30 protein-coding genes and 2 pseudogenes are annotated in these 23,933 nt (G+C 68.0%); 17 read left to right on the forward strand and 15 right to left on the reverse strand.

The annotated features are described in order from the left end of the window. Window positions 1-501, forward strand: a 501-nt coding sequence (locus MELE44368_RS23845) for an Rv1157c family protein (RefSeq protein ID WP_457920269.1), incomplete at its 5' end; no start/stop codon positions are given. Between the two features lie 78 nt (window positions 502-579). Here MELE44368_RS23845 and MELE44368_RS23850 read toward each other — a convergent pair. Further along, the gene (locus MELE44368_RS23850) at window positions 580-726 is read right to left on the reverse strand and encodes a DUF1059 domain-containing protein (protein ID WP_064891404.1); all 147 of its coding nucleotides are present in this window, start codon (window positions 724-726) and stop codon (window positions 580-582) included. A 48-nt stretch (window positions 727-774) separates the two neighbouring features. Between MELE44368_RS23850 and MELE44368_RS23855 the strand changes: the two genes are divergently transcribed. Together MELE44368_RS23855 and MELE44368_RS23860 are read left to right on the forward strand one after the other, a co-directional pair. Next, entirely contained in the window at window positions 775-1,434 is a 660-nt protein-coding gene (locus tag MELE44368_RS23855; protein WP_128110753.1) for a nitroreductase family protein, read from the forward strand. A gap of 104 nt (window positions 1,435-1,538) precedes the next feature. Continuing rightward, on the forward strand, window positions 1,539-1,922 hold the full coding sequence (locus tag MELE44368_RS23860; RefSeq protein WP_128110754.1) for a recombinase family protein: 384 nt from the start codon (window positions 1,539-1,541) through the stop codon (window positions 1,920-1,922). 44 nt (window positions 1,923-1,966) lie between these two features. Here MELE44368_RS23860 and MELE44368_RS23865 read toward each other — a convergent pair whose 3' ends face one another. After that, window positions 1,967-2,551: an HhH-GPD-type base excision DNA repair protein gene (locus tag MELE44368_RS23865; protein WP_128110755.1), complete on the reverse strand. Its 585-nt coding sequence runs from the start codon at window positions 2,549-2,551 to the stop codon at window positions 1,967-1,969. 115 nt (window positions 2,552-2,666) lie between these two features. Here MELE44368_RS23865 and MELE44368_RS23870 point away from each other — a divergent pair, with 115 nt between their 5' ends. From MELE44368_RS23870 to MELE44368_RS23880, 4 genes and pseudogenes are all read left to right on the forward strand, one after another. Next, the gene (locus MELE44368_RS23870) at window positions 2,667-3,017 is read left to right on the forward strand and encodes a DUF485 domain-containing protein (RefSeq protein WP_128110756.1); all 351 of its coding nucleotides are present in this window, start codon (window positions 2,667-2,669) and stop codon (window positions 3,015-3,017) included. Next, window positions 3,014-3,142 (forward strand): hypothetical protein, encoded by a 129-nt coding sequence (locus MELE44368_RS27370; RefSeq protein ID WP_264031297.1) that lies wholly within the window; start codon window positions 3,014-3,016, stop codon window positions 3,140-3,142. Before MELE44368_RS23870 ends, MELE44368_RS27370 begins: the two co-directional genes overlap by 4 nt. A 56-nt stretch (window positions 3,143-3,198) precedes the next feature. Beyond that, window positions 3,199-4,392 (forward strand): MFS transporter, encoded by a 1,194-nt coding sequence (locus MELE44368_RS23875; protein ID WP_264031282.1) that lies wholly within the window; start codon window positions 3,199-3,201, stop codon window positions 4,390-4,392. Window positions 4,393-4,452: 60 nt separating this feature from the next. Further along, window positions 4,453-4,596 (forward strand): annotated as a pseudogene (locus tag MELE44368_RS23880) (acyltransferase family protein); the annotation flags it as partial. 89 nt (window positions 4,597-4,685) lie between these two features. On the opposite strand, the gene MELE44368_RS23885 reads toward MELE44368_RS23880, so the two are convergent. Then, the gene (locus MELE44368_RS23885) at window positions 4,686-4,856 is read right to left on the reverse strand and encodes a DUF5302 domain-containing protein (RefSeq protein WP_128110757.1); all 171 of its coding nucleotides are present in this window, start codon (window positions 4,854-4,856) and stop codon (window positions 4,686-4,688) included. 42 nt (window positions 4,857-4,898) lie between these two features. Continuing rightward, a complete protein-coding gene (locus tag MELE44368_RS23890) occupies window positions 4,899-5,342 on the reverse strand; it encodes a PPOX class F420-dependent oxidoreductase (RefSeq protein WP_128110758.1) in 444 nt (147 codons plus the stop codon). A 31-nt stretch (window positions 5,343-5,373) separates the two neighbouring features. Here MELE44368_RS23890 and MELE44368_RS23895 point away from each other — a divergent pair, with 31 nt between their 5' ends. The 3 genes from MELE44368_RS23895 (at window position 5,374) to MELE44368_RS23905 (ending at window position 7,594) form a co-directional block, all read left to right on the forward strand. Beyond that, window positions 5,374-6,207 carry a class I SAM-dependent methyltransferase gene (locus MELE44368_RS23895; RefSeq protein ID WP_128110759.1) on the forward strand — a complete coding sequence of 278 codons (834 nt, stop codon included), beginning with the start codon at window positions 5,374-5,376 and terminating at the stop codon, window positions 6,205-6,207. After that, window positions 6,204-6,725, forward strand: a complete 522-nt coding sequence (locus MELE44368_RS23900) for a DUF1697 domain-containing protein (protein WP_128110760.1) — start codon at window positions 6,204-6,206, stop codon at window positions 6,723-6,725. Before MELE44368_RS23895 ends, MELE44368_RS23900 begins: the two co-directional genes overlap by 4 nt. Before the next feature lie 92 nt (window positions 6,726-6,817). Then, window positions 6,818-7,594, forward strand: a complete 777-nt coding sequence (locus MELE44368_RS23905; RefSeq protein ID WP_128110897.1) for a class I SAM-dependent methyltransferase — start codon at window positions 6,818-6,820, stop codon at window positions 7,592-7,594. A gap of 4 nt (window positions 7,595-7,598) precedes the next feature. Here the strand turns inward: MELE44368_RS23905 and MELE44368_RS23910 are convergent, their stop codons facing one another. After that, complete coding sequence (locus tag MELE44368_RS23910) at window positions 7,599-7,964, reverse strand: Rv1152 family transcriptional regulator (RefSeq protein WP_128110761.1); 366 nt, start codon at window positions 7,962-7,964, stop codon at window positions 7,599-7,601. A gap of 37 nt (window positions 7,965-8,001) precedes the next feature. Here MELE44368_RS23910 and MELE44368_RS23915 point away from each other — a divergent pair, with 37 nt between their 5' ends. Next, window positions 8,002-8,715, forward strand: a complete 714-nt coding sequence (locus MELE44368_RS23915; RefSeq protein WP_128110762.1) for an NAD-dependent deacylase — start codon at window positions 8,002-8,004, stop codon at window positions 8,713-8,715. Window positions 8,716-8,812: 97 nt separating this feature from the next. After that, window positions 8,813-9,670 (forward strand): PDDEXK-like endonuclease domain-containing protein, encoded by an 858-nt coding sequence (locus MELE44368_RS23920; RefSeq protein WP_064930460.1) that lies wholly within the window; start codon window positions 8,813-8,815, stop codon window positions 9,668-9,670. A gap of 52 nt (window positions 9,671-9,722) precedes the next feature. On the opposite strand, the gene MELE44368_RS23925 is transcribed toward MELE44368_RS23920, so the two are convergent. From MELE44368_RS23925 to MELE44368_RS23935, 3 genes are read right to left on the reverse strand one after another with little or no spacing between them, the layout of a single operon-like run. Beyond that, window positions 9,723-10,355: a class I SAM-dependent methyltransferase gene (locus tag MELE44368_RS23925; RefSeq protein WP_128110763.1), complete on the reverse strand. Its 633-nt coding sequence runs from the start codon at window positions 10,353-10,355 to the stop codon at window positions 9,723-9,725. Beyond that, the gene (locus tag MELE44368_RS23930; RefSeq protein ID WP_128110764.1) at window positions 10,339-11,016 is read right to left on the reverse strand and encodes a TetR/AcrR family transcriptional regulator; all 678 of its coding nucleotides are present in this window, start codon (window positions 11,014-11,016) and stop codon (window positions 10,339-10,341) included. The genes MELE44368_RS23925 and MELE44368_RS23930 overlap by 17 nt, the downstream gene beginning before the upstream one ends. Beyond that, complete coding sequence (locus tag MELE44368_RS23935; protein WP_128110765.1) at window positions 11,013-13,280, reverse strand: MMPL family transporter; 2,268 nt, start codon at window positions 13,278-13,280, stop codon at window positions 11,013-11,015. The genes MELE44368_RS23930 and MELE44368_RS23935 overlap by 4 nt, the downstream gene beginning before the upstream one ends. A 157-nt stretch (window positions 13,281-13,437) precedes the next feature. Between MELE44368_RS23935 and MELE44368_RS23940 the strand changes: the two genes are divergently transcribed. Further along, on the forward strand, window positions 13,438-13,983 hold the full coding sequence (locus MELE44368_RS23940) for a DoxX family protein (RefSeq protein WP_128110766.1): 546 nt from the start codon (window positions 13,438-13,440) through the stop codon (window positions 13,981-13,983). 174 nt (window positions 13,984-14,157) lie between these two features. After that, entirely contained in the window at window positions 14,158-14,289 is a 132-nt protein-coding gene (locus tag MELE44368_RS27375; protein ID WP_128110767.1) for a hypothetical protein, read from the forward strand. A gap of 74 nt (window positions 14,290-14,363) precedes the next feature. Here the strand turns inward: MELE44368_RS27375 and MELE44368_RS23950 are convergent, their stop codons facing one another. The 3 genes from MELE44368_RS23950 to MELE44368_RS23960 are packed head-to-tail and all read right to left on the reverse strand — an operon-like array spanning window position 14,364 to window position 17,228. Continuing rightward, on the reverse strand, window positions 14,364-15,362 hold the full coding sequence (locus MELE44368_RS23950; RefSeq protein ID WP_128110768.1) for an NAD(P)H-dependent flavin oxidoreductase: 999 nt from the start codon (window positions 15,360-15,362) through the stop codon (window positions 14,364-14,366). Window positions 15,363-15,368: 6 nt separating this feature from the next. After that, window positions 15,369-16,121, reverse strand: a complete 753-nt coding sequence (locus MELE44368_RS23955; RefSeq protein WP_128110769.1) for a 3-hydroxyacyl-CoA dehydrogenase — start codon at window positions 16,119-16,121, stop codon at window positions 15,369-15,371. A gap of 15 nt (window positions 16,122-16,136) precedes the next feature. Next, window positions 16,137-17,228 carry a CaiB/BaiF CoA transferase family protein gene (locus MELE44368_RS23960; protein WP_128110770.1) on the reverse strand — a complete coding sequence of 364 codons (1,092 nt, stop codon included), beginning with the start codon at window positions 17,226-17,228 and terminating at the stop codon, window positions 16,137-16,139. A gap of 89 nt (window positions 17,229-17,317) precedes the next feature. Between MELE44368_RS23960 and MELE44368_RS23965 the strand changes: the two genes are divergently transcribed. Together MELE44368_RS23965 and tet(V) are read left to right on the forward strand one after the other, a co-directional pair. After that, a complete protein-coding gene (locus tag MELE44368_RS23965) occupies window positions 17,318-18,139 on the forward strand; it encodes an enoyl-CoA hydratase (RefSeq protein WP_128110771.1) in 822 nt (273 codons plus the stop codon). A gap of 141 nt (window positions 18,140-18,280) precedes the next feature. Further along, complete coding sequence (gene tet(V), locus MELE44368_RS23970) at window positions 18,281-19,564, forward strand: tetracycline efflux MFS transporter Tet(V) (protein ID WP_128110772.1); 1,284 nt, start codon at window positions 18,281-18,283, stop codon at window positions 19,562-19,564. Window position 19,565: 1 nt separating this feature from the next. On the opposite strand, the gene MELE44368_RS23975 is transcribed toward tet(V), so the two are convergent. The 3 genes and pseudogenes from MELE44368_RS23975 to MELE44368_RS23985 all read right to left on the reverse strand — a co-directional run. Beyond that, a complete protein-coding gene (locus MELE44368_RS23975; RefSeq protein WP_128110773.1) occupies window positions 19,566-20,276 on the reverse strand; it encodes a CPBP family intramembrane glutamic endopeptidase in 711 nt (236 codons plus the stop codon). Then, complete coding sequence (locus tag MELE44368_RS23980; protein WP_128110774.1) at window positions 20,273-21,421, reverse strand: NAD(P)H-binding protein; 1,149 nt, start codon at window positions 21,419-21,421, stop codon at window positions 20,273-20,275. The genes MELE44368_RS23975 and MELE44368_RS23980 overlap by 4 nt, the downstream gene beginning before the upstream one ends. Before the next feature lie 105 nt (window positions 21,422-21,526). Continuing rightward, window positions 21,527-21,673, reverse strand: a pseudogene (locus MELE44368_RS23985) (gamma carbonic anhydrase family protein); the annotation flags it as partial. Between the two features lie 236 nt (window positions 21,674-21,909). Here MELE44368_RS23985 and MELE44368_RS23990 point away from each other — a divergent pair. Beyond that, a complete protein-coding gene (locus MELE44368_RS23990) occupies window positions 21,910-22,653 on the forward strand; it encodes a fasciclin domain-containing protein (RefSeq protein ID WP_128110775.1) in 744 nt (247 codons plus the stop codon). A 129-nt stretch (window positions 22,654-22,782) separates the two neighbouring features. Here the strand turns inward: MELE44368_RS23990 and MELE44368_RS23995 are convergent, their stop codons facing one another. Then, window positions 22,783-23,925, reverse strand: coding sequence for an acyl-CoA dehydrogenase family protein (locus tag MELE44368_RS23995; RefSeq protein WP_128110776.1), 1,143 nt, complete (start codon window positions 23,923-23,925; stop codon window positions 22,783-22,785). Window positions 23,926-23,933: the final 8 nt, after the last annotated feature.

Here is a 23,933-nt window from a genome sequence, read left to right on the forward strand (position 1 = left end):
GGCCCGGCACCCGCCCCGGCGCCGGCACCCGCCGACGCTCCCCCGCCCGCGGCCGCACCGGCGGCCGCGCCCACTCCGGCGTTCGGTCCGGATGCGCCGCCGACCCAGGACTTCCTGTATCCGTCGATCAGCAACGGCTGCCTGAAGGACGGCGGAAACGTGCTCGCCACCGCGATCTCAGTGGCCGGGCCCGCCGCGATCCCGACGCCCGGTCCGGGACCGGGTCAGACCGCCTACGTGTTCACCGCGGTCGGCACCCCGGGGCCCGCGGCCAAGCAGGAGTTGCCGCTCAACGTCACCTGGGTGAACCTGACCACGGGCAAGTCAGGAACCGCGACACTCACGCCGCGTCCGGACATCAACCCGGACGGCCCGACCACGCTCACCGCGATCGTCGACACCGGCTCGGGCAGCATCCTGTCGACGATCTTCGGGCAGGTCACCACGACCGAGAAGCAGTGTCAGTTCATGCCGACGATCGGCTCCACGGTCGTGCCGTGACTTCGCCGAAATAGCATTCCGGGTCGCTTTCAAGCCCCTTACGCAGCCCGGAATGCTATTTCGCGTACCAAGAGTGGGTCAGTAGGCCATGAAGAGGATGGCGTCCCGGTCGTACTCCAGGCCGGGATGCTTGTCCGCGAGATGCGCCTGCGCCTGCTCGACCAGATCGTCCTCGTCCTTGCCGGTGATCGCTTCGCCGCACGGGCAGTTCAGATGCGTCTTCATATGATCACTTTGGCATAGCCCGGCGAAGTCGACGTATAGATGTAGGCCATGGACCTCTATAACGTCATGCGTTCCACATTCGCCGTCCGGGAGTTCACCGGCGATCCGCTGCCCGACCACGTCCTCGTCCGCATCCTCGACAACGCCCGGTTCGCGCCGAGCGGCGGCAATCGGCAGGGCAACCGCGTCATCGCTGTCCGTGACCGCCAGACGCGCGAGTCGCTGATCGAATGCACGATTCCGGGGACCAAGCGCTACATCGCCCAGCTGCGAAGCGGGGAGAGCCCGTGGAACCCGTTGCATCCGAGCGGTGTTGACGAAAAGACCATCGCCGCCGTCGAGGTGCCCAAGGAGTCCCCGCTGCGCGGCGCCGACGTCGTGCTGGTGGTGTGCGTCGACCTCGGTGTGGTCGCGGCGTTCGACCAGCACCTGGACCGCGTCGGGCTGATCGCGGGCGCCTCGGTGTATCCGTTCGTCTGGAACATCCTGCTGGCCGCCCGCAACGAGGGCTACGGCGGCGTGCTCACCACCGCCGCGGTGGCCGAGGAGCCACGCGTGCGGGAGTTGCTCAACATCCCCGACAACTACGCCGTCGCCGCGCTGCTGCCCCTCGGCAGGCCGACGCGGCAGCTCACCAAGCTCAGCCGCAAGCCCGTCTCAGAGATCGCCACCACGGAGCGGTTCGACGGTGAGCCGCTGGGCACCTAGATCGCAATGCACAGGTCGAGGTTGGGTCACAGTTCGGCCGCCGACCCGACTCGAAGAGCCCCGTTCCTTTGCCAGGCGGCGGTGGGCATGAGACCTTAAGGTTCGTGACCTGCATGCTGGGCTACGCCACAGCAGGCGCCGTCGGGCAGAACCTCGAGGGCCAGCTCACGGCGCTGGCCGACGCGGGCGTCGACCCGCGGCGGGTGTTCACCGACACCCTGTCCGATTCGGCCGACCGGATCCGCGCGGGTCTACACGCGATGTTGAGCTACGCCCGCGCGGGTGACACGGTCATCGTCGTCGCACTGGACCGCCTCGGCCGCTCCACCGCCGAGGTGACCCGCACGATCGCGCACCTCACCGAACGCGGAATCAGGTTGCGGGCCCTCAAGGAGGGGTTGGACACCGGCACCACGACCGGGCGCGTGGTCGCCAGCATCATCTCGACGCTGGCCGCACTGGACTCCGAGACTGCGCACAGATCGTGAAATCGCGCCAGCCCGCGATCTCCCCGCAGTCTCGGCGCTTGGACCTACTTCGCGGCCTGCTTTTTCGCTGCGGCCTTGGCCTGCTTCTTGGCCGAGCGCACCTTCTCCAGCGAGCCCGCGTCGACCACGTCGGCGATCGACAGGTAAGAGCCGGCCTTGCCGTAGTCACCGGCGGCCTCGCGCCAGCCCTCGGGCGTCACCCCGTACTGCTTGCCCAGCAGCGCCAGAAAGATCTTCGCCTTCTGCTCGCCGAAACCGGGCAGGCTCTTGAGCAGGCTCAGCACCTCCGCGCCGTCGGGATCGCCTGCCGTCCACAGCGCGGCCGCGTCGCCGTCGTAGCGGTCGACGATGAGTTGCGCCAGGGCCTGGATCCGTTTGGCCATCGAACCCGGAAAGCGATGTATCGCAGGCGTTTTCGAACACAGGGCGGCGAACTTGTCAGGGTCGTACTCGGCGATCGCACGCGGATCGAGCTCGCCGCCCATCCGGTCGGAGATCTTCTTCGGGCCGGCGAACGCCGCCTCCATCGGGTACTGCTGATCGAGCAGCATGCCGACCAGCAGCGCAAACGGGTTGGACTCCAGCAGCGCGTCAGCCGCCGGATCTTGAACTAGCTGCAGTTTCGCCACGCCGCCAGTCTAGATGTGAAGTTTGAGCCGCAGGCCACGCGGGAACGCGGCGGATGTGACGCACGTCTCATAGGCTGACGCACGCCCTTTTTGCCCATCGAGGTCAGGAGCCGCCTTGTCCGAGGCCCACCATTCGTCCGGAGTGACCCAGATCAGCGGCCAGGATTACGTGGCCGTACAGGCCAACCCCGAGTTCGCCGACTTACGAAGTAGGCTGCGCCGCTTCGTGTTCCCGATGAGCGCGCTGTTCCTGGTCTGGTACGCGGCCTACGTGCTGCTGGGCGCGTTCGCCCATGACTTCATGGCGATCAAGGTGTGGGGGGACATCAACGTCGGCCTGTTGATCGGGCTGGGCCAGTTCGTGTCCACGTTCGTCATCACCTGGATCTACGTCCGCTTCGCCAACCGCGACCTCGACCCGCGCGCCGAGGCCATCGCCGCCAGGCTCGAAAGCGGCGCCGCATGAGCGCCGACGTCCTGGCTCAGGACACCACCGTCGGCAACCCGTTCACCAACATCGGCATCTTCGCGCTGTTCGTGGTCGTGACGCTCTACATCGTGATCGGCGCCGAGAAGGCGGTGACGCACTGACCGGCGCCGTCGACAAGGCCGGAATACCGCCTCGCCGCACCAGGTTGCACCACGGCGTGCCCAGAACCCGGTTCGCCTTTCCGCTGCTGGCCTACGCCTTCGCCGCGATCATGCTCGGCACCACGATGCCGACGCCCATCTATGCGTTGTATGCCGAGCAGATGGATTTCGGGGTGTTGGCCACCACCGTCATCTACGCGATGTACGCGGGCGGGGTGCTGTTCGCCCTGCTGGTGTTCGGCCGCTGGTCCGACGCCATCGGCCGACGACCCATCCTGCTCGCCGGTGTGGTGGCCGCGGTGCTGAGCGCCGCGGTGTTCCTGACCGCTGACTCGGTGGCCGTGCTCTCGATCGCCCGCGTGTTGTCGGGGCTGTCGGCGGGGCTGTTCACCGGAACCGCGACCGCTGCGGTGATCGAGGCGGCACCGCCGAACTGGCGGACCAGGGCCGCCCCCGTCGCGACCATCGCCAACATCGGCGGACTGGGCGCCGGGCCCGTCGTCGCCGGCCTGCTGGTGCAGTACGCGCCGGAACCACTGCGGCTGAGCTTCGCGCTGCACATCGTGCTCGTACTGCTGGCCGGCGCGGCCGTGCTGATCGCACCCGAAACGTCGGAACGCACCGGCCGCATCGGGATTCAGCGGTTGTCCGTGCCCGCCGAGGTGCGGACGGTGTTCGTCATCGCCGCGATCGCCGGCTTCGCGGGGTTCGCGGTGACCGGGCTGTTCATGGCGGTGGCGCCGTCCTTCGTCGCCGACGTCGCCGGGATCGACAACTCCGCCATCGCCGGCCTGGTCGCCAGCTCGATCTTCATCGCGTCGGCGGTGACCCAGGTCGCCGTCGGCGGCATGGAGCCCCAACGCGCTGTCGCGCTCGGCTGCGCGATCCTGATCGCAGGCATGGTCATTCTGGCTGTGGCGCTGGGGATGTCGTCGTTCCTCGGTCTGATCGGCGCCGGGCTGGTGTCCGGGGTGGGGCACGGCATCGCCTTCAGCCGCGGTCTCGCCGCGATCGCCGAGAACACGCCGGCAGATCGGCGCGCCGAGGTGAACTCGACGTACTTCGTCATCGGTTACGTGGCGATCTCGGTGCCCGTGGTCGGCGAGGGCCTGGCCGCCCAAACGTGGGGATTGCGCACCGCGGGTGTGACTTTCGCGGTGGTGGTCGCGGCGCTGTCGATCGTCTGCCTGGTCGCGATCCTGCTGCGAGAAGCCCGAGAGGTGCGGGAGGCTCGCACCGCCGCGATTTGAGGGCTTCTACTCATGCGCGACTCATGCGCGACGCCACCGGCGACGCCGACGATCTGTGGCATGGCGAGTTTTCCCAGCCCTGCCGAAGTCGAGGCAGCCACCCCGGCCACCCGTGACCGGGCCATCGACGTCATCCGGATCGTGTCGTTGCTCGGTGTGGTCGTCGGCCACACCGTGATGGCCACCAGCACGCTGCGCGGCGACGCTGGCCTCGGTCGGGTGGGGACTGAAGGATCAGGGCCTGATCTGCGTGGCCGTCATGCTCGCGGCGCTGATCGCCGCGCGCACACTCGCTAGCCGCTCTTGCGCCGGAACTCGCGGCGATGCTCAACCGGGCCGTGCGCCCGCGGCTGTTTAGCCCCGCCGTCTTTGTGAGCGCCGCCGCCGCCGGCATTGGCCTTCTTGCGCTCCAGCGCTTCCCGGAACCTGCGTTTGGTGTCGTCTTCGCGCGCCGAGTCAGCCATGCCTGGCAGCCTACGCGCCGACCCGACCGCCGTCGCCTGCTTTTATCGCATGCCGGGCGGCATGCCGTAGACGTGCGAGATGGGCAGCGTCATCATCACGCGCCGTTCGTCGACCATGGCGCGGCGATAGTCGTCCCAGTCCGGATGCTCACCGGCGATGTTGCGGTACAACGTGATCAACGCCTCGACGGTGTCGTCGTCGGGCGCCGCAGCCGGCGGGGTGAGCACCGCGTCGCCTTCGGCCACGGCATACGCCCAGCCGTCGTCGGAGCTGACGTGGATGGACGCCCGCGGGTCGCGACGCAGGTTGCGGGTCTTGGCCCGCGGTTCGGTGATCGACACCTGAATCGTGAGCGCCCGCGGGTCGAAGTAGTAGATCACGTTCGACAACTGCGGCCGTCCGTCGCGCTTGATCGTGGCCAGCACCCCCAGCGAGTTCCCGCCGATCAGCGCCAAGAGCTTGTCGTCGAACACATGACGTCCCATGGGTCGAGCCTACGGCCCTACGATCGAACCGATGACGCGGTTTTATGCAGTCGACGGCAACATTCTCGAGGGCGTCTCGGCCACCACGCTCTGGACGCTGCACAACCGCGCCAGCGAGGCCAAACGGTCCGACGGCGTCATCCGCGATCCGTGGGCGGTCAGGCTGTTCGATTCGATCGACTACGACTACCTCAAGTTCGGCAAACCCCACCAGGCGCACGCGCTGCGCGCCGTGGCCTTCGACGCCGCGGCCCGCGATTACCTCGTCGCACACCCGAAGGCCTCGGTGGTGGCGCTCGCCGAGGGGCTGCAGACCAGCTTCTGGCGGCTCGATCGAACCGGCGTCGCCGACGGGATAACCTGGTATTCCATCGATTTGCCACCCGTCATCGCGCTGCGGGACAGGCTGCTGCCACACGACGAGCGCATCGTGCCGTTGGCCCAGTCGGCCCTGGATCGCACCTGGATGAACCGCGTCGACGCCGCGCACGGCGTCTTCATCACGGCCGAGGGTCTGCTGATGTACCTGCAACCCGAGGAGGCGCTCGGCCTCATCGCCGACTGCGCGGCACGCTTCCCAGGAGTTCAGATGATGTTCGACTCGGTGCCCCCGTGGTTCAGCCGACGCACGCTCAACGGACTGAAGCTCTCCGACCGCTACCTGGCGCCGCCGATGCCGTTCGGGCAAAGCGCCGACGACGCCGTCGGCCTGGCCGGAAGGATTCCCGGCGTACGCGTCGCCCGTGACGTCCCCCTGCCGCCGGCGCGGGGTCTGTGGAGGCTGGCCGCCTCGCCGGCGGTTGACCGGCTGGGCCCCTTCCGGCGCCGACGACCCTCCTTCACGCTGCTGGAGTTCGGGCCGTGACCCGCTACGCCGCCTTCCTGCGCGGAGTGAACGTGGGTGGCGTCAACCTGAAGATGGCCGACGTCGCCAAGGCGCTCGAGGCGGCCGGATTCACCGATGTCCGAACGATTTTGGCCAGTGGCAACGTGCTGCTGGACAGCCCTGCCGGCGTGACCACGGTGCGCCGGCGCGCCGAGAAGGCGCTGCGCGACCGGTTCGGCTACGACGCCTGGGTGCTGGCCTACGACCTGGACACGGTGCGGGCGATCGCCGAGGCGTATCCGTTCCAGCGCGAGGTCGAAGGCCACCACTCCTACATCACGTTCGTCACCGACCCGCAGGTGCTCGACGAACTGGCCGCCTTGGCCGAGGACGCCAGAGACCACGAGAAGATCCAGCGCGGCGACGGCGTCATCTACTGGCAGGTGGCCAGGACCGCCACCCTGGGCTCGGCGATGGGCAAGACGATGAGCAAGAAGCGCTACAAGTCGTCGACGACCACCCGCAACCTGCGCACGGTCGAGAAAGTGCTGCGCTAGGTAGATTCGGACAGGTGAGCTCTACACCCTCCGCGGAACCCTCCGCCAAGGCCGACGGCACCGTGCTGACCGGCGTGTCCGAAACCGCGCTGATGACGCTTCAGGTCCGCGCCACCGAAGCGCGCCGACCCGATGCCATCCTCGACGACCCGATGGCCATCCGACTGGTCGACTCGATCGACTTCGACTTCGCCAAGTTCGGGATCCCCCGCCGTCAAGACATGGCGGTGCGGTCGTTGGCCTTCGACCGGCACACCCGCCGCTACCTGAGTGACCATCCGAAGGCGACGGTGGTGGCGCTGGCGGAGGGCTTGCAGACCAGCTTCTACCGCCTGGACGCCGCCGACGTCGGACATGAATTTCGTTGGCTCACCGTGGATCTGTTGCCGATGATCGAGCTGCGCCGCAAGCTGCTTCCCGCCTCCGAGCGGGTGCAGATGGCGGCTCAGTCGGCGTTGGACTACAGCTGGATGGACCGCGTCGACACCGAGCACGGGGTGTTCATCACCGCCGAGGGCCTGCTGATGTACCTGCAACCCGAGGAGGCGCTCGGGTTGATCGCCGAATGTGCCAAGCGGTTCCCCGGCGGCCAGATGATGTTCGACCTGCCGCCGGCCTGGTTCGCGGCCGCCGTCACGCGCGGCCTGCTGCGGCCGTCGCTGCGCTACCGGGTACCGCCCATGCCGTTCAGCCTCACGCCGTCACAGGCGGCGAACCTCGTGCACGACATCCCCGGCATCCGCGCCGTGCACGACGTGCCGATCCCGCCCGGCCGCGGCAAGGTGTTCAACGCGCTGGTGTGGGCGGCTCAGCGCATTCCCGTCTTCGACCCGGTCCGGCCGGTCTTCACGTTGCTGGAGTTCGGCTGACCGTTCAGCCGAATGCGGCTTCGACGTAGCGCAGGGCCTCGGCCTTGCTGACGCCCATGGCCTTTGCCGTCGAGACGAAACCGTGCGCCGCCGCGGCCATCGCCTCGTCGGAGGGGTCTACCCGGGCCACATACGTGCCGAACCGTCCGCGGGTTTCCAGGATGCCGCTGGCCTCCAGCTCGCGGTAGGCACGCGCCACGGTGTTGACCGCCAACCCGAGCTGACCGGCGAGCTCGCGCACCGTCGGCAGCCTGGTGCCCGGGGGCAGCCTGCCGTCCCGGATTCCGTCGATGATCTGGGTTCTCAGCTGGTCGAACAGGGCACCGGAGCCGCGTTGATCGATGCGCACCCACTCGGCCAACCCCGCCACGTGCTTCAGTATCGCGCAAAGCGGCTACTTTGGACATGTGCAGGTAACGGTCCTCAGCGGTGCGGGCATCTCGGCGGAGAGCGGGGTGCCCACGTTCCGGGATGCCGAGACCGGGCTGTGGGCCAAGGTCGACCCGTATGAGATCTCCAGCTCCGAGGGCTGGCGGGCGAACCCGGAGAAGGTGTGGGCGTGGTACCTGTGGCGCCATTACATGATGGGGTCGGTACGGCCGAACAGTGGCCATCTGGCCGTCGCCGCCTGGCAGGACTACGCCGACGTACGCGTCGTCACCCAGAACGTCGACAACCTGCACGAGCGCGCCGGCAGCACCAAGGTCTACCACCTGCACGGCAGCTTGTTCGAATTCCGTTGCGACGCCTGCCACTCGGCCTTCGAGGGTGATCTGCCCACGATGCCCGAACCGGTGGAGGCCGTCGACCCGCCGGTATGCCCGTGCGGCGGGCTGATCCGACCCAACGTGGTGTGGTTCGGTGAGGCGCTTCCCGATGAGGCTTGGCAACGCTCGATGGAGGCGGTCAGCACCGCCGACCTCGTGGTGGTCGTCGGGACGTCGTCGATCGTCTACCCCGCCGCGGGGCTGTCGGAGATGGCGCTGGCCCGAGGCACGGTGGTCATCGAGGTCAACCCGGAACGCACGCCGTTGTCGGACGCCGCGACGGTGTCGTTGCGCGAAACCGCCGTCGAGGCCCTGCCCGGCCTGCTGCAGCGGCTGCCCGCGCTCCTCGACTAGGGCGATTTGTGTGCGTTTTGTTGCGGTGAGCGCGCCTAAACGCACACAAATCGCGACGGGTGGAACCGAATAGGCGCGCAGGGCGTCCAAACACGATGTGGTCGACGACTACTTGCGCCGCCATGACGGGGTGATCACGCTGGCACAGGCGCAACAGGCCGGGCTCAGCAGATATGCCGTCGACCGCCGAGTCCGCGCCGGGCGCTGGCGACGGTGCTCCCCGGGCGTGTTCTTCGCCGAAGACCGGCCGTTCAGCGACGCAGCGCGGATCAGAGCCGCCGTCTGGGGTTACGGGCTCGCGGCGGTGGCCAGCGGCATTGCCGCGGCCTGGTGGCATGGCCTGACGCGATTTGCACCGCGTGTGGTCGAAGTGACGGTGCCGAAGGCCAGCCACCATCCACACCGTGACGGCATCCGGATGCGGCGACGCGACCTGCGTCCCGCGGATGTCGTCGAGCGCGGCGGCTTAAGGGTCACCGCGTTGGCGCTGACCGTCGTGGAGGCCGCCGTTCGGTTCCGCGGGGGCGCCGTGTTGATGGATTCCGCATTGCAACGTCACGTCGAACTGCACGACCTTTGGCGCACGCATCTGCAGAACAAGGGTCGGCACGGGTCGCCGGCAGCCAGGCGGCTGCTGCAGGCGGCAACCGACGGGGCCCGCTCAGAGGCCGAGCGCCTGCTCGTGAAACTCCTGTACGAAGCGGGTTTCACCGGATGGCGGACGAATTTCCCGGTCGCCGGCTACAAGGTCGACGTGGCGTTTCTCGTACAGAAGGTCGCCATCGAGGTCGACGGCTGGGCGTTTCACAGCGACGCAGACGTGTTCGTCAAGGATCGCGAACGACAGAATGCGATCTCGTTGCGCGGGTGGAAGGTGCTGCGGTTCACCTGGTTTGATCTCACCGTGAACCCGCAGCGGGTGATTGCCGAAATCCGACACGCCCTCAGTTCATGAGCGATTTGTGTGCCTTCTGTTGCGCTGAGCGCGCCTAAACGCACACAAATCGCTACTTGACCGCGCGGCCGAGCGCGAACTCCGCCACCGGAATCGGCGCCCAGGCCGGCAGCGTCCACTCGCGGCGCGCCCCTGCCGCCTGGAATCCCGCGCCGACGATCGACTGCTCGGTGTGCCGATGCGTGTGGCAGTTGCCGAACAGCCTCGGCCACAACGTGGCGTCGGCGATCCGCTGCATCCGGGCACGCACGCCGGTACCGGCGATGTGCTCCAGGTAGCGCAACTCGCCGCCGGGGCGCAGCAGCGAATACAGTTGGCGCAGCACCGTTTCGGGCTCGTCGACCGAGCACAGCACCAGGGAGCACACCACCGCGTCGAACGGCTCACCGGCGCCGCCCGCATAGTGCTCGACGGTGTCGGCGGTGACGGTCACCGGCACGGGTGCGACGGCGGCGGCGCGCTGGGCCTGCTCGGCGAGGCGCCGTTCGGGTTCGACGGCCACCACCTCGGTGACGGTGTCGGGATAGAACTCGAAGTTGGTGCCGGTGCCCGCGCCGACCTCGAGCACCCGTCCGCTCAATCCAGCGAGGTTCTCGCGGCGCAACCGCTGAATCGCCTCCGTCTCATGCCTGGACATGAACATCCACAGCCGCGCGAAGAATGGATTGTCAACGGTGTTGCTCATTCAGCAGTCCTTTCAACATGCTCACAGTTTCCTGCGGGGCGGTCTTGGGATCGACTGCGCCCGAGATGATCTCCCCTACCACCACCGCCCGCAGCACCCGGTCGGCGAACTCCTCGGCGTCCCCCCACGGCAGATACGGTCGCGAGATCAGCATCGCGGCCACCCCGTGGGCGACCGTCCACAGTTGCAGCGCCAACGCCACCGGATCCCCCGGCGGAAAGACTTCCTCGGCGATCAGCGTCTCCACCGAGGTACGCAGATGCAGAAACGCCGATGTGTTCAGCATCATGTCGACATCGCTGCCGGGGCGGCCCTCGCCCATCGTCGCGATCCGGTACAGCTCAGGGGTTTTCACGGCGAACCGAATATAGGCCAGCCCCTGGGCGCGCAACACCTCGATCGCCGACGGCGCATCGGCGGCGAGGCTTTGCATCTCCTCGTCGAGCTTCTCGAAGTAACGCACGCACACCGCATCCAGCAGCGCGTCCTTGTCGGCGAAGTGCAGATAGATCGACGGCGGTGTCACCCCCACCCGCTGGGCGACCGACCGGATCGACACCGCCTTGGCGTTTCCGGTCTCCAGCAGCAGATCCGTGGTGGCGTCGAGGATCTCGTCGCGCAACTGGTCGCCGGAGCCGCGCGGCGCGCGTCGCCGTTTCATCGCGATCCGACCACCTCAGAGGACGGGTCGGCGGCCGGCAGCCGGTCCTCGGCGGACTCGCTGATGCGGATGCGTGAGTGCAGCCGGGCCAGCGGCTTGGGTGCCCACCAGTTCCACCGGCCGAGCACGTGCATGAACGCGGGAACCAGCGCCATGCGGACCAGCGTCGCATCCGCCAAGATCGCCAGCGTCAGGCCGACGCCCATCATCCGCATGAACGACACCTCGGCGGCGATCAATGCGGCGAACGAGATCGACATGATCAGCGCCGCGGCGGTGACGACCCGGCCGGTGCGGGCCAGCCCCAGCGCGACGCTCTCGTCGTTATCCGCCCGGGTGCGGCCCGATTTGAGCCAGTACTCCCGGATCCGCGACACCAGGAACACCTCGTAATCCATCGACAGCCCGAACGCGATGCAGAACAACAGCACCGGCATGTTGGCCACCAACGTGCCCGTCGGCGTCGTGCCCAGCGCGCCCAGATGGCCGTCCTGGAAGATCCACACCAACGCGCCGAATGCCGCCGTCAGCGATAAGACGTTGAGTATCAACGCTTTCAGCGGCAGCACCACGCTTCCGGTCAGCAGGAACAGCAGGAGGAACGTGATGCCGGCGATCACCCCGAGCACCAAGGGCAGCCGCGACGTGATCGCCGAGGAGCTGTCGCGGTTGATCTGCGCGACGCCGGTCAACTGCACCTCGGCGCCGCCCGGTGTGCTGACCCGGCGCAGCGCGTCGAGCTGGGTTTCGGAGGCCTCGGTGAACAACGGCGCGGCGCTGGCGACCGTGAGAAACGCGCTGCCGTCCTTGACGCCGGTCGCCGCCGACGGCGGACCCACCAGCCTGCCGTCCACGAACGTGCCCCCGGGCGCCGACACGGACGACACGTCGGCCACCTCGGACAGGGCGCCGGCGTAGCGGTCGAGGGCGGGCGGCGTGACGGCGCGGGCGTCGGGTATGACGACGGTGACGTTGCGCGCGGAGTCGACGGCGAAGTCGGTGCGCAACTCGTCTCCGACCTGTCGCGCCGACGCCGACGACGGCAGCACCCGGTCGTCGAGAAAGCCCCAGTTGGCGCCGAGAAACGGCGCGCCGAGCACCAGCAGCAACGCCACGATCGCCGCTCCGATCAGCACCGCGCGGCGCATGACGAACTTCGTGCAGCGATACCAGAACGTCTGCTCGACCGGCTTGCGTACCGGCTCGGGACGGCCGAGCACCCGACGCAACAACCTGCGCACGTCGAACCTGTCCAGCCGGTCGCCGGCCAGCACGATGGCCGCGGGCGCGACGACGATGGCGGCCAGCGCCGCGAACGTCACCACCGCCACGCCGGCGTAGGCGAACGACTTGAGGAAGTACATCGGAAACAGCACCATCGCGACCATCGACAGCGCGACGGTGAGCGCCGAGAACAACACCGTCCGCCCCGCGGTGGCCATGGTGCGGACCAGGGCGCGGTCGGGGTCGGCGCCGTCGGCCAGCTCGTCGCGGTAGCGGCTGATGATGAGCAGGGTGTAGTCGATGGCCAACGCCATGCCCATGGCCACCGTCAGGTTCAGCGCGAAGATCGACACGTCGGTGACGAGGGTGACGGCCCTCAGCACCGCCATCGAGCCCAGGATCGCGAACCCACCGACGGCCAGGGGCAGCGCGGCCGCCACCAGACCGCCGAACACCCACACCAGCACCACGAAGCTCAGCGGGATGGCGATCGACTCCATCAGCAGCAGGTCGCGTTCGGTCTGCGCGTTGATCTGGACGTAGATCATCGCTTCGCCGCCGGCACGCACCCTGACCTCGCCGCGATCATGTGCCAGCCGATCGGTGAGTTCCTTGGCGTGCTTCTGCGCGCCGCTCTCGCCGCCGGTGATCCCGGCCGCTATCAACCCCGTCTTGCCGTCCGTGCTGATCAACGCCGGAGCCGCCGTCTGCGGCGCGGTCCACGCCGTGACGACCTGGACGACGTGCGGCGATGCCCGGAGCTGGGTGGCGATGTCGGTGCCGACCGAGCGCGCGGCCGGGCTCAGCGCGCCGTCGGCGTCGGTGACGCTGATCAGCAGCTCCATGTCGCCCTGGCCGAACGTGTCGACGAGCACCCGGTTGGCCTGGGCGGACTCCGAGGTCGGGTCTGCGAAGCCGCCCGCGGACAGGTGCTTGACGACGGGGATCCCGAAGACCGCGCAGGCCGCCATGACGAGCACCGCGATGGCGAGGATGCGCCGAGGCGCGGACAGCGCCAGCTGTGCGATTCGGTGCAGCACGTCGTGCCTTCCGTTTCTCGGATCGGCTAACACGGGTAACTTAACAACGGTAACCAAGCGGGTCAATGCGCCCGTAGGTGACACGGTGGGGCTACCCCGCATCGTTCACGGCGATGCCCCGCGATGAATCCGGCATGTTCTGGTAGTCGTATCGGACATGACAACTACGGGCGTGACCACCGATGTGACCGCACCAACCCGCACCACCGCCGGCGATGTCGGCCTGTTGACCCTGCGTGTGGGGGTCGGCGCGGCGATGATTCAGGCCGGCCTGATCAAGGCGTTCGATTTCAGTACGACGGTCGAGTTCATGAGCGCAGGCGGTTGGCGGATGCCCACGCTGGCCGCGATGATGGTCACCACCGCCGAGACGCTGGGCGGGATCGGGCTGCTGCTCGGCGTGCTGACGCCGCTGGCGGCGTTCGCGGTGATCGCGGCGATGGTCGACGCCTGGGCGGTCAACGTCTCGACCGCCGCGTTCTGGTCGCACCCGTTCAACGCGCCGTTCCTGATCTTCATCGGGGCGACGGCGCTGCTGTTCGCCGGTGCGGGCGCGTACTCGGTGGACGCCCGGGTCCTCGGCCGCACGACCTGGTCGCCGCGGCTCGCGGTGGGTCTGCTGGTCGCGGCGGTCGTCGCGGCCGTGCTGACGTGGATCGCGCTCAACGGCACCAACCCGATCCACTTCACCGCACCCGCCTAGGTTCGGCCGATTGCGCGGTTTTATCCGCGACACGCCGGGAAGCCCGTATGAGACTGCACAATCGCGGCGGTCGGGCCCTTGTCGACCCCGGAACCTACCCGGCGGTAAGAATTGCCACGATATTCCGAACCGTGACTCAATGATTCCTTAAAGGTGCTGGTTACTCTTCAGTACATGTGGATCGACGACACCAGTGCTGATGTCATCAAGGTTGATTTCGACGCGCTCTACCACGGCGATGTCCTGGTCGAGGGCGACACCTCGGAACAGCTCGACGACGAGCAGCCGCTGCGCAAGGCGGTCTGACCCGCCTGGTCCCGAGCGCGGGCGCGCTCGGGACCGACAGTTTGCCCACTGCGGGCGATTTTCGCTGATTCCTGCTAAGCCACGTTCTCTTCTTCGTCGGACTCGATCATGTCGGCCAGCCGGCCGGTGATGATCTCCTCGGCCTCGGCCACGATCCGTGACACCAGCTCCCCGCACGTCGGGATGTCGTTGATCAGGCCCATCGCGGTGCCGACACTCCAGATCCCCGCGTCGAGATCGCCGACCTCATAGACCTTGACGCCGCGGCTACCGGCGACCAGGTCCTTGACGTCCTCGAACTGCCCGCCGCGGTTGAGGATCTCCACCACCTCACGTGACACCTTGTTGCTCGCGACGCGGGCGGTGTTGCGCAGCGGCCGGAAGATCAGCTCGGTGTCGAGCTCGGTGCCCGCCACGATCGCTTCCTTGACGTTCTGGTGGATCGCCGACTCGACGGTGCACATGAACCGGCTACCCATGTTGATGCCGTCGGCGCCGAGCGCCAGCGCGGCCACCAAACCGCGCGCGTCGGCGAAGCCGCCGGAGGCGATCATCGGGATGTCGATCTTGGCCGCCGCCGCCGGAATCAGCACCAGCCCCGGGATGTCGTCCTCGCCCGGATGGCCCGCGCACTCGAAACCGTCGATGCTGATGCCGTCCACGCCCAGGCTCTGCGCCTTGACCGCGTGCCGCACCGACGTGCACTTGTGCAACACCTTGATGCCGTTGTCGTGAAACATCGGCAGGTGCGGCGCCGGGTTGGACCCGGCAGTTTCGACGATCTTGATGCCGGAGTCGACGATCACCTGGCGGTACTCGTCATAGGGCGGCGGGTTGATGGTCGGCAGGATCGTCAGGTTCACCCCGAACGGCTTGTCGGTGAGTTCGCGGCACCGCTCGATCTCCTTGGCCAGGTCCGCCGGCGTCGGCTGGGTCAGCGCGGTGATGAACCCCAACGCGCCCGCATTCGCCACCGCGGCAACGAGTTCCGCGCGGCCAACCCACTGCATCCCGCCCTGCACGACGGGGTGCTCGATACCGAACGTCTCGGTGAACTTCGTCCTGATACCCATCGCGGCCTACCTCGGGGCCATCCGGATCGCGCCGTCCAGGCGGATCACTTCACCGTTGAGCATCGGGTTCTCCACGATGTGCACGGCCAGCGCGCCGTACTCGTCGGGATCGCCGAGGCGCGCCGGATGCGGCACCTGCTTGCCCAGCGAGGCCTGCGCCTCCTCCGGCAGCGAACCCAACAGCGGGGTCTTGAACAACCCGGGCGCAATGGTGACGACGCGGATCAACTCACGGGAGAGGTCACGCGCGATCGGCAGCGTCATGCCGACCACACCGCCCTTGGACGCCGAGTAGGCGGCCTGCCCGATCTGGCCCTCGAACGCCGCGACCGACGCGGTGTTGATGATGACGCCACGCTCGCCGTTGATCGGTTCGGTCTTGGCGATCCGCTCGGCCGACAACCGCAGCACGTTGAACGTGCCGATCAGGTTGACCTCGATGACCTTCTTGAACGCGTCCAACGGGAACGGGCCGTCCTTGCTCAGCGTCTTGATCGCGTTGCCGATACCCGCGCAGTTGACGTTGATGCGCAGCGGACCCATCTTCTCGGCCTCATCCAGCGCGGCGCTCACCGCATCAGGGTCGGTCACGTTGGCCTCGACGAACTTGGCGCGCTCACCGAGTTCAGAAACCGCGTCGGCACCCTTGAGGTCGATGACGACGACGGACGCGCCGCGGTCGAGCAGGCGCTTGGTGGTCGCCAGGCCGAGCCCGGAGGCCCCGCCGGTGACGACGGCTACGGCGTCCTTGATCTCCACTGAATCAGTTCCTCTCTAGGTCCAGTCCCGCAGGACGGCTTCGGTGTCCGCGCCGGCCTCGCCGGGCGGGGTCGGGGTCGGCGGCACACTACGGGAGAACCGCGGAGCGGGCATGGGCTGCAGGTAGTCGCCGACCCGGTAGAACGTATTGCGTTCGGTGACATGGGGTTCGGATTCCACCTCGCCGAAGGAGAGCACCGGCGTCACGCAGGCGTCGCTGTCGGCGAAGACCTTGGCCCAGTGGTCGCGGTCCTTGGAGCCGATGACCTCGGTGAACCTCGCGCGCAGCTCGGGCCAGCGGCTCATGTCGTTCTGGTCGGGCAGATCCTCCCCGTCGAGGCCGAGGCCCTCGAGGAACTCGGCGTAGAACTGGGGCTCGATGCAGCCGACGGCGATGTAGCGGCCGTCGGCGCAGGTGTAGGTGTCGTAGTAGGGGGCGCCGCCGTCGAGCATGTTCACGCCGCGCTCGTCGGACCACAGGCCGTCCTGGCGGAAGCTCCAGATCATCTGGGCCAGCACGCTGGATCCGTCGATCATCGCGGCGTCGACCACCTGGCCCTTGCCGGAGGTCTGCCGTTCCCACAGCGCCGACAGGATCCCGACGAGCAGGAACATCGATCCGCCGCCGAAGTCGCCGGTCAGGTTCAGGGGCGGCACCGGCCGCTCCCCCTTGCGGCCGATGCTGTGCAGCACGCCGTTGAGCGAGATGTAGTTGATGTCGTGGCCGGCCTGCAGCCGGCGGGGCCCGGTCTGGCCCCAGCCGGTCATGCGGCCGTAGATGAGGCGCTCGTTGACCTTCGCGCAGTCCTCGGGGCCCAGGCCCAGCCGTTCGGTCACGCCGGGGCGCAGGCCCTCGATGAGCACGTCGGCCTTGGCGACCAGCCGCAGCACCAGGTCGCGGCCCTCCTCGGTCTTGAGGTCGGCGGTCACCGAGCGGCGGTTGCGCAGGGTGGCTTCGCGGTTCTTGGTGGGAATCCCGCCCACCTTGCCGGGCCGCTCGATGCGCACGACGTCGGCGCCGAGGTCACCGAGGATCATCGCGGCATGCGGGCCGGGGCCGATGCTCGCCAGTTCGATGACTCGCAGCCCGTGCAGTGGTCCAGTCATACTCCAACCGCCCTTCATCCCCGCGAACGCTGTCGACCGCCGACATAGCTTACTTGTTTAACCAAGTGGGCCGGATCTAGGGTGCAGCCATGACACCCGCAGACTCCAGCGTGCAGATCTACACCGGCATCGACGATCTTCTCGTCGAATTGTCCGACGGGGTGCTGTCGGTGACGATGAACCGGCCGGACAGCCTCAACTCGCTGACCGCCGCCATGCTCGTCACCATCGCCGAGACGTTTGAGCGGGCGGCTTCTGATCCCCGGGTGAAGGTGGTGCGGCTGGGCGGCGTGGGCCGCGGCTTCTGCTCGGGAGCGGGCGTCAGCGAGGAGGACCACGCCAACCCCGGCGCCAGCGGCACTCCGGCCGATGTGCTCGACGCCGCCAACCGCGCCGTGCGTTCGATCAAGGACCTGCCACAGCCGGTGGTGGCCGTGGTGCAGGGCCCGGCGGCCGGGGTCGGGGTGTCGTTGGCGCTGGCCTCCGACGTCGTATTGGCTTCGGAGAAGGCGTTTTTCATGCTGGCGTTCACCAAGATCGGGCTGATGCCCGACGGCGGGGCTACGGCGTTGATCGCCGCGGCGGTCGGCCGGATCCGCGCGTTCCGGATGGCCCTGCTGGCCGAGCGGATCTCCGCGGCCGACGCCTACGACTGGGGCCTGGTGACGGCGGTCTACCCGGTCGACGAGTTCGACGCCAAGGTCGACGAGGTGCTGGCCACGCTGCAGACCGGCCCCGCGGTGGCGCTGCGCAAGACCAAGCACGCCATCAACGCCGCCACGCTCACCGAGTTCGAGGCGGCGCTGGAGCTGGAGAAGCAGGGCCAGCTGCAGCTGCTCGAGGCGGACGACTTCCGCGAGGGCACGAAGGCTTTCCAGCAACGCCGAACGCCCAACTTCACCGACAGCTAGCTTCCTCTCGCCCAAAGGACAAGCGGGCGGGAAAGTGCGAGTAGTTTTCACCATTTCGCCGATCTCGGCGTAGAGCGGGGCGCGGCGGTGTGAGTGCGAAAAATTCGGTGGACGTCGCGATGACGCGTCGGCGACCATCGCATGGTGAGTACGCAACTCGACATCGAAACGCCGGTCCGCGACACCGGCGGCTGGCGCGTGCTCGCACCGTTTCGCATCCGCGAGTACCGGCTGCTGATCGCCGCGGTGTCGCTGTTCATCTTCGCCGAGGGCATGTGGGCGGTGGCGATGGCACTTCAGGTCATCGAGCTGTCCAACGATCCGGCATCGCTCTCGCTGGTAGCGACGTGTCTGGGCACCGGGCTTGTCGCGTTCGTCCTGGTCGGCGGGATCGCGGCCGACCGGTTCAACCAGCGCGCGATCATCATCGCCGTCGAGGCAGTCAACGCGGTCGCGGTGTCAGCGGTCGCCGCCCTGGGACTCGTTGGTGCACTGCGGATTTGGCATATGGCGGTGGCTGCGGCGCTTCTCGGGATCGCCGCCGCGTTCTTCTTTCCGGCCTACAGCGCGATCCTGCCGAGGATCCTGCCCGCCGAACAGCTGTTGGCGGCCAACGGCGTCGAGGGTGTCGTGCGCCCGGTCTTTCAACGCGCGGTCGGCCCCGCGGTCGCGGGGTTGGTGGTCGGGGCGACGTTTCCGGCGCTGGGCACCGTGTGTGTCGCCGCGCTGTTCGCCATCGGCCTGCTGCTCCTGCTGGCCACCCGGCCGACAATGAGAAGCCCTGAGCCCCAACTGGAACGCACCCATATGCAGCGTGACCTGCGCGAAGGCTTCGTGTTCGTGCTGGCCACACCGTGGCTGCTGTGGACGCTGTTGTTCGCCAGCGTCTTCGTGCTCGTGGTGATCGGACCGATCGAGGTGCTGTTGCCGTTCATCGCCAACAACAGCTTCGACGACGGCGCCCGCAAGTACGGTTTCATCCTGGCGTTCTTCGGTATCGGCAGCGCCCTTGGCGCGCTGGCGGTTTCGTCCGGTCGGTTGCCGCGCCGCTACCTCACGGTGATGATGGCGATGTGGGGTCTGGGCTCCATCCCGCTGGTGGTGTTCGGTTTCACCTCGTCGTTCGCCTTGATGGCGGTGGCGACGTTCGTCATCGGCGCCACCGACGGCGCCGGGATGGTCATCTGGGGCACGTTGCTGCAGCGACGAGTGCCGCGGGCGATGTTGGGCCGGGTGTCGAGCCTGGACTTCTTCGTCTCGCTGGCGTTCATGCCGGTGTCGTTCGCGATCGTCGGCCCACTGGCCAAACTCGTTCCCATGCAAGCGATTTTCCTGGTTGCCGGCATCGCGCCACCGCTTCTGGCGGCGGTCGCGCTGTGGGCGGCGCGGATGCGCCACGACGAGCGGACACATCCGCTGCGGTGAGCTAGACGCCGAAGATCGGCGGCAGTGCCAGCACCATGACCAGCCCCCAGAAAAAGTGGGTGAGCATCGGTGCGAGCACGCCGCCGGTCGCTCGGCGTTCCAGCGCGCAGACCGTACCGAGGATGATCGCGGCGAAGCCCAGCATGGGGTTGCCGGTGGTGGCCGAGGTCGCGATCACATAGAGGACGGTCGAGACCAGCACCGGGTGAAAACCTCCCAGCGCGGTGTACAGCGCGCCGCGGAAGTACATCTCCTCCGCGAGCCCGTTGATCACCGTGATGAAGACGACCAGCGCCAATGGCCCGTAGTCGGCGAATTCCAGTACCCGCGTGATGTATTCGCGCACTCCGGGAATCTCGCGGGCGATCAGCCCGCCGACGACGAACGCACCACCCAGGACCAGCCCGACGACCGTCCCCGTGATCACCGGTCGTTGGTTGCGCCCGCGGAATCGGACACAGCCCAGATGCAGCGGGCCCGACACCAGCGCGCCGAGCGCCCACACCGCGGCCAACGCCAACGTCAACCAGTAGAAGGACTGGTCGCCGGGCGGCCGCGTCAACGAGTAGCCGAGCAACGCAGCGCCGATCACCAACACCACGGCCACGACGACGCGCCGGCGCCGGATCACCCCCGGCGGTTCCTGATGCGGAACGGCGACGGTGGTGGCGATCTGGCGTACCTCGCTGAAAAACCCTGCGGATGAGGTCATGCCGTGTGCGCCTTCGGCACCAAGCCCAGCAGGGTGTCGAGTCCGGTGCGCACGGCGGCCGCCACGGGGCCGGGCACCGCGCCGATCAGGCCGAGAGCGGGCCGCGCGATCGACGGCGTCACGGCGCCGGCCAGTCGGCGGATACGCAGCGTGTCTCCGCCGGCCCACACCGGATCGGTGTCGGCCAGGTGGTGCGGATCGGCGAGCGCGTCGACCGGCAATGGTCTGCGACTCGACAGCGCGCGAGAGATCGCCTCGTCGATTCCCACCAGCCCGCCGGGCGGTTCACCGACGATGTCTCGCAGCCCCGAATCCGACGCCATCATCGGATGGTCAAGCGACTCAACGAGATCGGCGGCCAGCCCGCCAGGTACCGGCAGCACCGCCGCCGTCATCCAGGACACCACCCCGACATCCACACCGATGACCGGCAATTCGGCGCGCCACTTGCCCGCGATACGTGCATAGCTGCGCATCAGGTCACCGTAGGAGGTGGTCTCCGGGCCACAGATGTCGTAGGCGCCCGCAGGCACCCGGTCGGTGTCGGCGGCGGCGACCAAGTAGTACAGCACATCTCGAATGGAGATCGGATCGATCGGGTTCGCCGACCACGCCGGCAACGGGATCACGACGAACCGGTCGCCGACATAGCGCAGCATCTCGAACGACGTCGACCCCGCCCCGATGATCATCGCCGCGCCGATCCAGACCACATCCGCGCCGCCGTCGACGCGCAACGCCTCGGCGACCTCGGCGCGACTGGTCAGGTGTTCGGAAAGCTCGTGCTCGTCGGGAACGAAGCCGCCCAGATACACGATCCGTCGCACCCCGGCGTCCTTGGCGGCGTTGGCGACGTTGGCCGCGGCGCGGTTGTCGGCGTCGCGGAAATCGGGTTCGCCGATGCCGTGCACCAGGTAGTAGACGACGTCGATGGGTCCCGCGTCGGTGAAGGCCTGCCGCGCCGAGGTCGCGTCATGCGCGTCGAGCGATACCGCGCTGACGCGGTCATTCCAGCCGAAGTCGGCCAGGCGGGCGGGGTTTCGGCTGGCGGCGACGACGTCATGGCCTTCGTCGAGCAGCGTGGTGATCAAACGCGAACCGACATAGCCGGTGGCGCCGGTGACGAGGATCCGCACATTTTTCACCTTAGGGCTGTACCCAATCGCCCGTGCGGAAATCTATGTCGTCGCCTCCCGGTGCAAATCGATGAGCCGCTGATAGGCCTGTGCGTTGTGCCGGTTGCCGGCGACCTCGGCGCGCAACGTCGCGCCGTACCAGACGCTGGCCCGTGCGGCGAGCGTGACCTGGCCGATGACGGCCGCGTTCGGCGCCACCCAGGACTCGGCGTGCAGCTGGGGCGCTCGGCCACGAATGGGCATGATCAGCGGTTCAGGCATGCGCGTCATCGTAGGCATGAGCCACTGACCCGACGTGAGCACCGTGAACACCGCGATGGACGTGGTCGACGGGCGTCGACCTGACCGACACGCATCAGGTGTGACCAGGTTGTCACCGCGCCAAACCCGCAGGTCATGCGGTCCGCGGTCGGCGTATGGCGTGGTCATCGCTTTGGAGTTGGCGCGTCGGTGCCCTTAACATGCGTTGCGACGTGAACCGAACCGAGGAGCTGCAAGTGAAGACTCGCACCAGCAGGGCCATTGGTGCCGCCGCCGGGATTACGGCGATCGCCCTCTCCGTGCCGTTGGCGGTGACGGCGTATGCGGATCCGGAGGAAACAGCGCCGGTCGTCGAGATCCCCGATCCGGAGGGTCCGGACTGCGGCGCGTTCAAGGAGGCGGTGCCGAACTGGAAGTCGCTGGCCGATCTGCCCGTCGGGCAGGCGCTGGCCGCCATCCCCGAGGCCAGCACCTTTTACTCGGCGGTCTCGGGCGGGCTGAACCCCGCGGTCAACGTGGTGCCGGTGCTGGAGAACGGGCCGTACGTGGTGTTCGCGCCGACCAACGAGGCCTTCGCCGAACTGCCGGCCGCGCAGCTCGACGCGCTGAAGGCCGATCCGGCCGCGCTGACGGACCTGGACTACTACCACGTGTTCCTCGGCCTTCTCGGCCCGAAGGACGTGAAGGGTCAGCGGCCCACCCAGCAGGGCGCGGAGATCAAGGTGTCCGGTGAGGGCGGGGACATCACCGTCAACGAGTCCGCGGAGGTGGTCTGCGGCGGGATCCAGGCCGACAACGCCCGCATCTACCTGATCGACAAGGTGCTCGATCCGGCCGGCGCGCCGGATGCGCTCACCGCCACGACGACGTCGGCCACCGAGACGACGGCGGCGGAGACCCCCACGGCGGAGGCGGCGGAGGCCGAGACCCCTGCGGCGGAGCAGACGCCGATCCCGGCCGCGGACGCCCCGATCGGCTGACCCGCGCCTCCTGGGATCGCCCAAAGGGACAAACGGGCGGGAAAGTGCGGGTAAAACTCGCCAAAACGTCGATCTCGGCGGGAGCGGCGGCCACGCCGGCGCACGCCACGTAACCGGCGGCGACGCCGGCTACAGGCCGAGGTCGCGGCCGATGATCTCCTTCATGATCTCGGTCGTGCCGCCGAAGATCGTCTGGATGCGCGCGTCGACGTAGTCGCGGGCCACCTTGTACTCGTTCATGTAGCCGTAGCCGCCGTGCAGCTGCACGCAGTTGTCGACGACGCGCTTGGCGAGCTCGGTGCACCACCATTTGGCCTTGGATGCCTGCACGGCGGTCAGCTCACCGTCGACCACCGCGCGCAGGCACCGGTCGATGTACTGCTCGGCGATCTCGAGCTCGGTCGCCATCTCGGCCATCACGAACCGGTTGTGCTGGAAGCTGCCGATCGGCTGCCCGAAAGCCTTGCGGTCCTTGACGTATTGCAGCGTCTCGTCGAACGTGGAGCGCGCGCCTGCGACGGCGGCGACGGCGATCGACAGCCGCTCCGACGGCAGGTTGGCCATCAGATGGTAGAAACCCCGCCCCTCGGTGCCGAGCAGGTTCTTGCCGGGCACCCGCACGTTCTCGAAGTGCAGCTCGGCGGTGTCGGCGGCGTGCAGGCCCATCTTGTCGAGCTTGCGGCCGCGCTCAAAGCCCTCCATGCCGCGCTCGACGACCAGCAGCGAGAAGCCCTTGTGCCCCGCGTCGGGGTCGGTGCGGGCCACCACGATGACCAGGTCGCTGTTGATGCCCGCGGAGATGAATGTCTTGGAGCCGTTGAGGATCCAGTCGTCTCCATCGCGCACCGCCGTGGTCTTGATGCCCGCGAGGTCGCTGCCGGCGCCGGGCTCGGTCATCGCGATGGCGCCGATGAGCTCACCGGTGATGTAGCCGGGCAGCCAGCGCTGCTTCTGCTCCTCGTTGGCCAGCGACGCGAAATACGGCCCGACGATGTCGTTCTGCAGGCTCAGCCCGGGCGTGGCCGGACCGAACTTCGCGAACTCCTCCACGATGACGGCGTTGAACCGGAAGTCGTCGACGCCGCCACCGCCGTACTCCTCGGGCATGTTGAACCCGATGAGCCCGTATTTGCCTGCGGCAGCATAGGCTTCGCGCGCGACCAGCCGGTCCTTCTCCCACTGCTCCGTGTACGGCGCGCATTCCTTCTCCAGGAACTGGCGCGCCGTCTCGCGCAGCTGCTCGTGCTCGGGTTCGAAAACCAGTCTTTGCATGACTTTGC

Origin of the sequence: Mycolicibacterium elephantis DSM 44368 (assembly GCF_004014805.1) — a bacterium.
GTDB lineage: Bacteria > Actinomycetota > Actinomycetes > Mycobacteriales > Mycobacteriaceae > Mycobacterium > Mycobacterium elephantis.

Bases quoted from the DNA above. Each gene is read 5' to 3' on its own strand.
- MELE44368_RS23950 (WP_128110768.1), bottom strand. From the start codon at position 15,362: ATGGGTATCAGGACGAAGTTCACCGAGACGTTCGGTATCGAGCACCCC.
- MELE44368_RS23890 (WP_128110758.1), bottom strand. From the start codon at position 5,342: ATGGGACGTCATGTGTTCGACGACAAGCTCTTGGCGCTGATCGGCGGG.
- MELE44368_RS23960 (WP_128110770.1), bottom strand. From the start codon at position 17,228: ATGACTGGACCACTGCACGGGCTGCGAGTCATCGAACTGGCGAGCATC.
- MELE44368_RS27370 (WP_264031297.1), top strand. From the start codon at position 3,014: ATGAGCGCCGACGTCCTGGCTCAGGACACCACCGTCGGCAACCCGTTC.
- MELE44368_RS23850 (WP_064891404.1), bottom strand. From the start codon at position 726: ATGAAGACGCATCTGAACTGCCCGTGCGGCGAAGCGATCACCGGCAAG.
- MELE44368_RS23995 (WP_128110776.1), bottom strand. From the start codon at position 23,925: ATGCAAAGACTGGTTTTCGAACCCGAGCACGAGCAGCTGCGCGAGACG.
- MELE44368_RS23965 (WP_128110771.1), top strand. From the start codon at position 17,318: ATGACACCCGCAGACTCCAGCGTGCAGATCTACACCGGCATCGACGAT.
- MELE44368_RS23895 (WP_128110759.1), top strand. From the start codon at position 5,374: ATGACGCGGTTTTATGCAGTCGACGGCAACATTCTCGAGGGCGTCTCG.
- MELE44368_RS23925 (WP_128110763.1), bottom strand. From the start codon at position 10,355: ATGAGCAACACCGTTGACAATCCATTCTTCGCGCGGCTGTGGATGTTC.
- MELE44368_RS23885 (WP_128110757.1), bottom strand. From the start codon at position 4,856: ATGGCTGACTCGGCGCGCGAAGACGACACCAAACGCAGGTTCCGGGAA.
- MELE44368_RS23930 (WP_128110764.1), bottom strand. From the start codon at position 11,016: ATGAAACGGCGACGCGCGCCGCGCGGCTCCGGCGACCAGTTGCGCGAC.
- MELE44368_RS23975 (WP_128110773.1), bottom strand. From the start codon at position 20,276: ATGACCTCATCCGCAGGGTTTTTCAGCGAGGTACGCCAGATCGCCACC.
- MELE44368_RS27375 (WP_128110767.1), top strand. From the start codon at position 14,158: ATGTGGATCGACGACACCAGTGCTGATGTCATCAAGGTTGATTTCGAC.
- MELE44368_RS23905 (WP_128110897.1), top strand. From the start codon at position 6,818: ATGACGCTTCAGGTCCGCGCCACCGAAGCGCGCCGACCCGATGCCATC.
- MELE44368_RS23855 (WP_128110753.1), top strand. From the start codon at position 775: ATGGACCTCTATAACGTCATGCGTTCCACATTCGCCGTCCGGGAGTTC.
- MELE44368_RS23940 (WP_128110766.1), top strand. From the start codon at position 13,438: ATGACAACTACGGGCGTGACCACCGATGTGACCGCACCAACCCGCACC.